Genomic DNA, 10484 nt, shown 5'->3' with positions numbered 1-10484 from the left:
TCCAGATGAAGCATTTCACCCCAGGCGATTTCCACAATTGCCATCTCGGCATGCTGCTCGGCCGTGCCGCGCTGCTCAAGGATCGGATCATCGACACCCACATGGAGCCCGTCGGCATCACCGCCGCGCAGTTCAAGGTGCTGATCATCATGGCCCAGCACGGCATCGACACGCCGGTCGAACTGTGCCGCTACCTGTCCCTGGACAGCGGCTCGATGACACGGATGCTCGATCGCCTGGAGCAGAAGGGCTTCCTGGTTCGCCAACGCTCGGCAGAGGACCGGCGCCAAGTGCAATTGGTGCTGACCGAAGCCGGCCAGGCCCTTGCCGATCGCCTGCCGTTCATCGGTGCCGATGCGATGAATCAACTGGCCAGTGCCATCAGCCGCGAGGAGCTGCAAACCCTCGAAGACATCCTCAAGAAAATACTGCTCGCCGCCGGTGACCCCATCACCGTCTTGCGATTGGGGGAAAAATGAAGCGTCAAACCTTGCGTACCCACTTGGGCCTGGTGCTGCTGGCCATGAGCCTCGCCGGTTGTGCCAGCTACAGCGGCCTGAAGACCGAAGGGGTCAGCCTCGAAGCCAAGAGCCTCCAGGCGGGACAGTCCCTGACTGGCGTCAAGCTGTCGCCGGCCTCGTGGCCGAAAAGCGACTGGTGGAAAAGCCTCGGCGACCCACAACTCGATGGCCTGATCCGCGAAGCGCTGCACGACAGCCCGGACATGCAGATCGCCAGCGCCCGGGTTCACCAGGCCAGTGCCGCCGCCTATGCCGCCAACGCCGCACGCCTGCCAACCCTGGATGCCAGCGGCAGCGTCAGCCGTTCGCGCCTGGCTCGCGACCAGGATCCGCAAGGGCAGGGTGGGGCCTACAGCACGTTGCGTTCGCTGAGCGTGGATTTCAATTACAACTTCGACCTCTGGGGCGGCCAGCGCGCCGCCTGGGAAGCCGCCCTCGGTCAGGCCCGCGCCGCCGAGATCGACCGCCAGGCCGCGCAACTGACCCTGGCTGCCGATGTGGCCCGGGCCTACAGCGACCTGGGCCAGGCCCATATCATTCATGACTTGGCCAACGAAGACCTCAAGCGCACGCGGCAGATGCTGGACCTGGGCAAGCGTCGCCTCGGCGCCGGGATCGACAGCCAGTATCAGTTCCAGCAGACCGAAAGCCTGGAAGCGAGCGCCGATGCAACGTTGATCGACGCGGAGAAACGTTTGCAAAGCGCCAAGATCGCCTTGGCGGTGCTGCTGGGCAAAGGGCCGGACCGTGGCAACGAAATCGCCCGGCCCAACGTGCTGCAGGCCAGCGCCGTGGCGTTACCGTCGAATCTGCCGGCCGAATTGCTGGGCCGTCGTCCGGACCTGGTCGCGGCGCGGTGGCGGGTCGAGGCGGCGAGCAAGAACATCGAAGCCGGCAAGACCAATTTCTACCCCAACCTCAACTTGAGCGCGGCGGCGGGAGTGCAATCGCTGTTGGGTGACGCGATGTTCGGCTCGGCCAGCCGTTTCTTCAATGTGGCACCGACGGTGTCGCTGCCGATTTTCGACGGCGGACGCCTGCGGGCCGATCTCGATGCCCGGGACGCCGACTACGACCTGGCGGTGGCGCAATACAACAAGAGCCTGGTCGCGGCCCTTGGCGATGTCAGCGACACCATCAACCAGTTGCGTGACATCGGTCGGCAGATCGGCGCCCAGCAACATGCCGTGGATATCGCGCAAAGCTCTTACGACACCGTGGTCCAGCGCTATGGCTCCGGCATCGGCAATTACCTGGACGTGCTGAGCATCGAGCAGCAACTGCTCCAGGCCCAACGCCAACTGGCGACCCTCAATGCCGAGCAGATCGACCTGTCGATCCAACTGATGCAGGCCCTGGGCGGTGGTTTCGAGACCCGGACCGTAGCTTCGGCCACACCGGCCGCCACCGCGCCAACTCACTGATTCGAGGTATTTGTCATGGCAACTGCCGAAACAACTCAACAAACCCCACAGGACGGCAGCAATCCGCGCAAGCGCAAGGTGATGCTGCTGGCCCTGGCCCTGATCGTCATTCTCGCCGGCGTGGGTGTCTGGGCCTGGCACGAACTGTATGGTCGCTGGAACGAAAGCACCGACGACGCCTACGTCAACGGCAATGTGGTGGAAATCACCCCGCAAGTCACCGGCACGGTGGTGAGCATTGGCGCCGATGACGGTGACCTGGTGCGCGAAGGCCAGGTGCTGGTGCAATTCGACCCGAACGATGCCGAAGTCGCGCTGCAAAGTGCCCAGGCCAACCTGGCCCGTACCGTGCGCCAGGTGCGCGGCTTGTACAGCAATGTCGATGGCATGAAGGCGCAGGTGCATGCGCAAGAGGCCGAAGTGCAGAAGGCCCAGGAAAACTACAGCCGACGCAAGAACCTCGCGGCCGGCGGAGCGATTTCCCAGGAAGAACTGTCCCACGCACGGGACGACCTGACCTCGGCGCAGAACGCCTTGGCCAACGCCCGGCAACAGCTCAAGACCACCAGCGCGTTGGTGGATGACACGGTGGTGTCGTCCCACCCCGACGTGCAAGCGGCGGCTGCGCAACTGCGCCAGGCCTATCTGTCCAACGCGCGCAGCACCTTGATCGCGCCGGTGACCGGTTATGTTGCCAAGCGCACCGTACAGCTGGGGCAGCGAGTGCAGCCGGGCACGGCGTTGATGGCGGTGATCCCGCTGGATCAGTTGTGGATCGACGCCAACTTCAAGGAAACCCAACTGCGCGACATGCGCATCGGCCAGCCGGTGGACATCGAGACTGACCTGTATGGCAGCGACGTGAAATACAGCGGTACGGTCGACAGCCTGGGCGCCGGCACCGGCAGCGCATTTGCCTTGCTGCCCGCGCAGAACGCCACCGGTAACTGGATCAAGATCGTCCAGCGGGTGCCAGTGCGCATTCATATCAATGCCGAGGAGCTGACCAAGCATCCGCTGCGGGTCGGCCTGTCGACTCAGGTCAACGTCAACCTGCATGACCAGAGCGGCCCGGTACTGGCCCAGCAGCCACCGCAAAAAGCCTCGTTCAGCACCCAGGTCTATGACCGTCAGCTGGCCGATGCCGACGCGATGATCAGCCGTTTGATTCATGAGAACAGCGCGGCGACGAGCAATACCGCGCAGCGCTGAGGCAGCGATGCCGGCCTCTGTGGCGAGGGGATTTATCCCCGCTGGGCTGCGCAGCGGCCCTAAAACTGCGACCCGGTGTATCAGGGACTCACTCATCTAATCAAACAGGGGCTGCTACGCAGCCCAGCGGGGATAAATCCCCTCGCCACAGGGCGTAATTCCATTTCATCGGGGCGCCAGTAGTTCACCACCTCCGTTTCATAGGATTCTCGCAATGAGCAATAACGCGTCCTTCACGCCGCCCAGCCTGTTGCTCAGCACCATTGGCTTGTCGCTGGCGACGTTCATGCAGGTGCTCGACACCACCATCGCCAACGTTGCCTTGCCGACCATTTCCGGCAACCTGGGTGTCAGTTCGGAGCAGGGCACTTGGGTGATCACCTCGTTCGCCGTGAGCAACGCCATCGCGCTGCCGCTGACCGGATGGCTGAGCCGTCGCTTTGGCGAGGTGAAGCTGTTTTTGTGGGCGACGATGCTGTTCGTCCTGGCCTCGTTCCTGTGCGGGATATCCACCTCCATGCCAGAGCTGATCGGCTTCCGTGTACTCCAGGGGCTGGTCGCCGGGCCGTTGTATCCGATGACCCAGACCCTGTTGATTGCCGTGTACCCGCCGGCCAGGCGCGGCATGGCCCTGGCGTTGCTGGCGATGGTCACGGTGGTGGCGCCGATTGCCGGGCCGATCCTCGGCGGCTGGATCACCGACAGCTATAGCTGGCCGTGGATTTTTTTCATCAACGTGCCCATCGGCATTTTCGCGGTGATGGTCGTGCGCCAGCAGCTCAAGGCGCGGCCCGTGGTCACCAGTCGCCAGCCGATGGACTATGTCGGCTTGATCACGCTGATCATCGGGGTCGGTGCGTTGCAGGTGATCCTCGACAAGGGCAATGACCTGGATTGGTTCGAATCGAACTTCATCATCATTGGCGCGCTGATTTCAGTCGTTGCCTTGGCGGTCTTCGTGATCTGGGAGATGACCGATGGACACCCGGTGGTCAACCTGCGGCTGTTCGCCTATCGCAACTTTCGCATCGGCACCATTGTGCTGGTGGGCGGTTACGCCGGGTTCTTCGGGATCAACCTGATCCTGCCGCAATGGTTGCAGACCCAGATGGGCTACACGGCCACCTGGGCCGGCCTGGCAGTGGCGCCCATCGGCATCCTGCCGGTGCTGATGTCGCCCTTCGTCGGCAAGTACGCCCACAAGTTCGACCTGCGCCTGTTGGCCGGGCTGGCGTTCCTGGCGATCGGCCTGAGCTGCTTCATGCGCGCCGGGTTCACCAACGAGGTGGATTTCCAGCACATCGCCCTGGTGCAGTTGTTCATGGGCATCGGCGTGGCGCTGTTCTTCATGCCGACCCTGAGCATCCTGATGTCGGACCTGCCGCCGCACCAGATCGCCGATGGCGCGGGGCTGGCGACGTTCCTGCGAACCCTGGGCGGCAGCTTCGCCGCGTCGCTGACCACCTGGATCTGGATCCGCCGCGCCGACCAGCACCATGCGTACCTGAGCGAAAGCATCAGCACCTTCGAGCCGGCCACCCGCGAGACGATCAACCAACTCGGTGGCGCGAGCACGCCGGTCTATGCCCAGCTCGACCAGATCCTCACCAGCCAGGCGTACATGCTCTCCACCGTGGATTACTTCACGTTGCTGGGCTGGGCGTTCATGGGGTTGATTTTGCTGGTGTGGCTGGCGAAGCCGCCGTTCGCGGCGAAGGCGGGGCCTGCTGCCAGCGGTCATTGAAGCAACCATGAACTCCTGTGGGAGCGAGCTTGCTCGCGAAGGCGGTGGGTCAGTTAACTTTAACGTCGGTTGACACACTGCTTTCGCGAGCAAGCTCGCTCCCACAAGGGATCTATATGTAGTCAGGGATTGTATCGGGTGCCGGCAGTTGTGGCGGCGGGGCAAACCCGAACGGCGCCAACGCAAACCCCTGTTCATCCACCTGCAACGCCCAACCTTGCTTGTCCCAATCCCCCAGCACGATGCGTCTCGCTGCGTGTTCGCCCAGTTGCAGCTTGTGGATGGCGGGACGGTGGGTGTGGCCGTGGACCAAGGTCTTCACGCCGTATTGCTGCATGATCCGCGGGATCTCTTCGGGCGTGACGTCGACGATGTCGTTGGCTTTCATCCGCGTCTGGGTGCGGCTTTCGCTGCGCAGCTTGCGGGCCAGTTTCTGGCGACTGCCCAGTGGCAGGTGGCGCAGGATGAACAACGTGACCGGGTTGCGCAGCCAGCGGCGCATCTTCATGTAGCCGATATCCCGTGTGCAGAGGCTGTCGCCGTGCATCAGCAATACCGGTTCACCGTTGAACTGCACGACACTCGGATCCTTGAGCAAGGTACAGCCAGCCGCTTTGCAGAAAGCCTGCCCGAGCATGAAGTCGCGATTGCCGTGCATGAGGAAAATGGCCGTGCCGCTGTCGCTCAATTCGCGCAGGGCCTGGCAGATGGAACGCTGGAACGGCGTCATGGCATCGTCGCCGATCCAGGCTTCGAAAAAGTCGCCCAGGATGTACAACGCTTGCGCCGAGCGGGCGCGTGTGGCGAGTAAATCCAGAAACGCCCGGGTGATGTCCGGGCGCTCCTCTTCCAGATGCAAATCTGAAATCAGCAATATCACGCTTCGATGATCTCGGCTTTCTCGATGATCACGTCTTCTGCGGGCACGTCCTGGTGGCCGGCCTTGGAGGTGGTGGACACGCCTTTGATCTTGTCGACCACGTCGGTGCCAGCGGTGACTTTACCGAATACTGCGTAGCCCCAGCCCTGGACGTTCTTGCCGCTGTGGTTCAGGAAGCTGTTGTCGGCAACGTTGATGAAGAACTGCGCGGAGGCCGAATGCGGCTCCATGGTGCGAGCCATGGCGACGGTGTACTTGTCGTTGGAAAGACCGTTGTCGGCTTCGTTCTGGATGCTTGGGCGCTTGTCTTTCTTTTCTTTCATGCCCGGCTCGAAACCGCCGCCCTGGATCATGAAGTTGCCGATGACACGGTGGAAAACGGTATTTTCGTAATGGCCGGCCTCGACGTACTCAAGGAAGTTCTTAACGGTGATCGGTGCCTTTTCGGCGTTCAGTTCCAGGACGATGTCGCCATGGTTGGTGGTCAGTTTGACTTGGGTCATGATCACTACTCTTTCAAGGAATTCGTGGGTTTCGGGGGCGCGGACGCCCGCAACCGGTCTGGTCGCAATCGCCAGGTTGGGCAGTTTAGCGTGCCGGGCACGAATTTCGAGGCTGTTTTTCATCGGCTCATCGATTAAATTCAATCGTTTGCCGGCTCGGCCTGTCAGGTGCTTGACAGCATCGGCTATGATACGGGCTTTGATTTATCAGGCCGCACCCGGCCGCGCACTTGTACGTTCAAGGATCCTATGAGCAAGCCCACTGTCGACCCTACCTCGAATTCCAAGACCGGCCCGGCCGTGCCGGTCAATTTCCTGCGCCCGATTGTCCAGGCGGACCTGGATTCGGGTAAGCACACGCAGATCGTCACCCGCTTCCCGCCGGAGCCCAACGGCTACCTGCACATCGGTCACGCCAAATCCATCTGCGTGAACTTCGGCCTGGCCGAGGAGTTCGGTGGCGTCACGCACTTGCGTTTCGATGACACCAACCCGGCCAAGGAAGACCAGGAATACATCGACGCGATCAAGAGCGACGTCAAGTGGCTGGGTTTCGAATGGGCCGGCGAAGTGCGCTACGCCTCGCAATATTTCGACCAGTTGCATGATTGGGCGGTCGAGCTGATCAAGTCCGGCAACGCCTACGTGTGCGACCTGACGCCGGAGCAGGCCAAGGAATACCGTGGCAGCCTGACCGAACCGGGCCGGAACAGCCCGTTCCGCGATCGCAGCGTGGAAGAGAACCTGGACCTGTTCGCCCGCATGCGCGCCGGTGAGTTCCCGGACGGTGCCCGTGTGCTGCGCGCCAAGATCGACATGGCCTCGCCGAACATGAACTTGCGCGACCCGATCATGTACCGCATCCGTCATGCCCATCACCACCAGACGGGCGACAAGTGGTGCATCTACCCCAACTATGACTTCACCCACGGCCAGTCGGACGCCATCGAAGGCATCACGCATTCGATCTGCACCCTGGAATTCGAAAGCCACCGTCCGCTGTACGAATGGTTCCTGGAACACCTGCCGGTGCCGGCCAACCCGCGCCAGTACGAATTCAGCCGCCTGAACCTGAACTACACCATCACCAGCAAGCGCAAGCTCAAGCAACTGGTGGACGAGAAGCACGTCAGCGGCTGGGACGACCCGCGCATGTCGACGCTGTCGGGCTTCCGCCGTCGTGGCTACACGCCGAAGTCGATCCGCAATTTCTGCGAGATGATCGGCACCAACCGCTCCGACGGCGTGGTGGACTTCGGCATGCTGGAGTTCAGCATCCGCGACGACCTCGACCACAGTGCGCCGCGTGCCATGTGCGTGTTGCGCCCACTGAAAGTGGTCATCACCAATTACCCGGAAGGCCAGGTCGAGAACCTCGAGCTGCCGTGCCACCCGAAGGAAGACATGGGCGTGCGCGTCCTGCCGTTCGCCCGGGAAATCTACATTGACCGTGAAGATTTCATGGAAGAGCCGCCAAAAGGCTACAAGCGCCTGGAGCCTGCCGGCGAAGTGCGCCTGCGCGGCAGCTACGTGATCCGCGCCGACGAAGCCATCAAGGACGCCGACGGCAACATCGTCGAGCTGCGTTGCTCCTATGACCCCGACACCCTGGGCAAGAACCCGGAAGGTCGCAAGGTCAAGGGCGTGATCCACTGGGTGCCGGCCGCCGCCAGCGTCGAGTGCGAAGTGCGCCTGTACGATCGCCTGTTCCGTTCGCCGAACCCGGAGAAGGCCGAAGACAGCGCCAGTTTCCTGGACAACATCAACCCTGACTCCTTGCAAGTACTCACTGGTTGTCGTGCCGAGCCATCGCTGGGCAACGCACAGCCGGAAGACCGTTTCCAGTTCGAGCGCGAAGGTTACTTCTGCGCGGATATCAAGGACTCGAAACCCGGTGCTCCGGTGTTCAACCGTACCGTGACCTTGCGCGATTCCTGGGGTCAGTGATCAAGTCTTAAGGGAAACCCTGTGCTTACGATCTACAACACGCTCACCAAGAGCAAAGAAGTCTTCAAGCCGCTGGATGGCAACAAGGTGCGCATGTACGTCTGCGGCATGACCGTGTACGACTACTGCCACATCGGTCATGGCCGCAGCATGGTCGCCTTCGACCTGGTGACCCGCTGGCTGCGGTTCAGCGGTTATGACCTGACCTACGTGCGCAACATCACCGACATCGAAGACAAGATCATCAACCGTGCCCGTGAAAACGGCGAGCCTTACGATGCGTTGACCGAGCGCATGATCAAGGCCATGCACGAGGACGAGGCGCGCCTCAACATCCAGAAGCCGGACCTGGAACCGCGCGCCACGGACCACATCCCGGGCATGTTGGCGATGATCCAGACCTTGATCGACAAGGGCTACGCCTATGCACCGGGCAATGGCGACGTGTACTACCGCGTCGCCAAGTTCATGGGCTACGGCAAGCTGTCGCGCAAGAAGATCGAAGACTTGCGCATCGGTGCGCGTATCGAAGTCGACGAGTCGAAGGAAGACCCGCTGGACTTCGTGCTGTGGAAGGGCGCCAAGCCGGGTGAGCCGAGTTGGGATTCGCCATGGGGCGCCGGGCGTCCGGGCTGGCATATCGAGTGCTCGGTGATGTCGACCTGCTGCCTGGGCGAGACCTTCGACATTCATGGCGGCGGCAGCGACCTGGAATTCCCGCACCACGAAAACGAAATCGCCCAGAGTGAAGCAGCCACCGGCAAGACCTACGCCAACGCGTGGATGCATTGCGGCATGATTCGCATCAATGGCGAGAAGATGTCCAAGTCCTTGAACAACTTCTTCACCATCCGCGACGTGCTCGACAAGTATCACCCGGAGGTCGTGCGTTACCTGTTGGTATCGAGCCACTACCGCAGCGCCATCAACTATTCGGAAGATAACCTCAAGGATGCCAAGGGTGCCCTGGAGCGTTTCTACCATGCGTTGAAGGGCCTGCCGAGCGTGCCGCCTGGCGGTGGCGAAGCATTCGTGGCGCGTTTCACCGAAGTGATGAACGACGACTTCGGCACGCCGGAAGCGTGCGCGGTGCTGTTCGAGATGGTGCGTGAGATCAACCGCCTGCGCGAGAGCGATGTTGATGCGGCGGCGGGCCTGGCGGCACGCTTGAAGGAACTGGCCAGTGTGCTGGGTGTGTTGCAGCTCGAAGCCGATGACTTCCTGCAAGCCGGCGCCGAAGGTCGCGTGGACGCGGCCGAGGTAGAGGCGTTGATCCAGGCGCGCCTGGCTGCGCGAGCCAACAAGGACTGGGCCGAATCCGACCGCATCCGCGACCAGCTCACCGCCATGGGCGTGGTGCTGGAAGACGGGAAGGGCGGGACGACCTGGCGATTGGCGGACTAAGATCTCTTAGGCGCGCAATACCCACTGTGGGAGCGAGCTTGCTCGCGATGGCGGAGTGTCAGGCAACATGTTTGTCTGCTGATATATCCCCATCGCGAGCAAGCTCGCTCCCACAGTTTTTTGCATTCCAACCCTAGCAATCAATTAATTATGAGCTAGTACTGTCAGGTCAATTCGACATCCTCTGACAGGAGTCCTCCCATGCTCGCTCACTGGTCTCTCGCGGCCATCCATCTCCTGGCGTTCGCCCTCGGGTTCTGGGCGGTGCTGACCCGTGGCACGGCGTTGCGCCGCCTCGCAAGCGGCGCTGACGTGGTTCGCAATGTCCTGGTTGCGGACAACGTATGGGGACTGTCAGCGCTGGTGTTGCTGGTAACGGGTGGGATGCGCGCTTTTGCCGGGTACGAAAAAGGCGCTGACTATTACCTGCATCAGCCGCTGTTTCACCTGAAGATGACGCTGTTCGTGGCGATTCTGTTGCTTGAAATCGCGCCGATGATCGCCCTGATCAAATGGCGGATAGCCCTCGGCAAAGGGGGCGCGATCGATCCATCGAGGGCGGGGCGCTTTGCGCGGATCAGTCATTTGGAGGCGTTGCTGTTGATCCTGATGGTGATCGCCGCCACGGGGATGGCTCGCGGCGTGAGCTTGGGTTGACCGGCCACGAACGCCTGCTTCCCCGCCATTAAAACGAAACGTCTGACAGCCATGCTACGAGGCAAGCCATTAATATCGGTTTCACGGCTGGACGAGGTCAAGGCGGATGGGGCAGGGCGAGGCGCGGTCGATATGCATCTTTAGCCAGCCTTGCGGTGATGCAAGCGGGCTGGCTGCGGACTGCGACAAGGC

At 61.9% G+C, this 10484-nt stretch carries 9 protein-coding genes; 7 read left to right on the top strand and 2 right to left on the bottom strand.

Translation table 11 applies throughout. The features are described 5' to 3' along the window. The first annotated feature begins 5 nt into the window (after window positions 1–5). The 4 genes from Q7C33_RS10500 to Q7C33_RS10485 all read left to right on the top strand — a co-directional run bounded on the left by Q7C33_RS10500 (window position 6) and on the right by Q7C33_RS10485 (window position 4901). A complete protein-coding gene (locus Q7C33_RS10500) occupies window positions 6–479 on the top strand; it encodes a MarR family winged helix-turn-helix transcriptional regulator (RefSeq protein WP_030142108.1) in 474 nt (157 codons plus the stop codon). Then, complete coding sequence (locus Q7C33_RS10495) at window positions 476–1945, top strand: efflux transporter outer membrane subunit (protein WP_407683357.1); 1470 nt, start codon at window positions 476–478, stop codon at window positions 1943–1945. The genes Q7C33_RS10500 and Q7C33_RS10495 overlap by 4 nt, the downstream gene beginning before the upstream one ends. A gap of 15 nt (window positions 1946–1960) precedes the next feature. Further along, window positions 1961–3157 carry an HlyD family efflux transporter periplasmic adaptor subunit gene (locus tag Q7C33_RS10490; RefSeq protein ID WP_407683356.1) on the top strand — a complete coding sequence of 399 codons (1197 nt, stop codon included), beginning with the start codon at window positions 1961–1963 and terminating at the stop codon, window positions 3155–3157. Window positions 3158–3371: 214 nt separating this feature from the next. Beyond that, window positions 3372–4901 (top strand): DHA2 family efflux MFS transporter permease subunit, encoded by a 1530-nt coding sequence (locus Q7C33_RS10485; protein WP_407683355.1) that lies wholly within the window; start codon window positions 3372–3374, stop codon window positions 4899–4901. A 112-nt stretch (window positions 4902–5013) separates the two neighbouring features. Here the strand turns inward: Q7C33_RS10485 and Q7C33_RS10480 are convergent, their stop codons facing one another. Continuing rightward, a complete protein-coding gene (locus Q7C33_RS10480; protein ID WP_198796006.1) occupies window positions 5014–5781 on the bottom strand; it encodes a UDP-2,3-diacylglucosamine diphosphatase in 768 nt (255 codons plus the stop codon). Further along, window positions 5778–6284, bottom strand: coding sequence for a peptidylprolyl isomerase (locus tag Q7C33_RS10475; protein ID WP_198796007.1), 507 nt, complete (start codon window positions 6282–6284; stop codon window positions 5778–5780). The genes Q7C33_RS10480 and Q7C33_RS10475 overlap by 4 nt, the downstream gene beginning before the upstream one ends. Before the next feature lie 249 nt (window positions 6285–6533). On the opposite strand from Q7C33_RS10475, the gene Q7C33_RS10470 reads away from it, so the two are divergent. From Q7C33_RS10470 to Q7C33_RS10460, 3 genes are all read left to right on the top strand, one after another. Further along, window positions 6534–8231 (top strand): glutamine--tRNA ligase/YqeY domain fusion protein, encoded by a 1698-nt coding sequence (locus Q7C33_RS10470; RefSeq protein WP_030142114.1) that lies wholly within the window; start codon window positions 6534–6536, stop codon window positions 8229–8231. Window positions 8232–8252: 21 nt separating this feature from the next. After that, window positions 8253–9635: a cysteine--tRNA ligase gene (cysS, locus tag Q7C33_RS10465; protein ID WP_407683354.1), complete on the top strand. Its 1383-nt coding sequence runs from the start codon at window positions 8253–8255 to the stop codon at window positions 9633–9635. 201 nt (window positions 9636–9836) lie between these two features. Next, the gene (locus Q7C33_RS10460; protein WP_407683353.1) at window positions 9837–10292 is read left to right on the top strand and encodes a DUF2214 family protein; all 456 of its coding nucleotides are present in this window, start codon (window positions 9837–9839) and stop codon (window positions 10290–10292) included. Window positions 10293–10484 lie beyond the last annotated feature (192 nt).

Origin of the sequence: Pseudomonas sp. BP11-1-1 (assembly GCF_052112105.1) — a bacterium.
GTDB classification, from domain to species: Bacteria; Pseudomonadota; Gammaproteobacteria; order Pseudomonadales; family Pseudomonadaceae; genus Aquipseudomonas; species Aquipseudomonas alvandae.
This window is presented reverse-complemented; position numbering and strand designations above follow the sequence as displayed.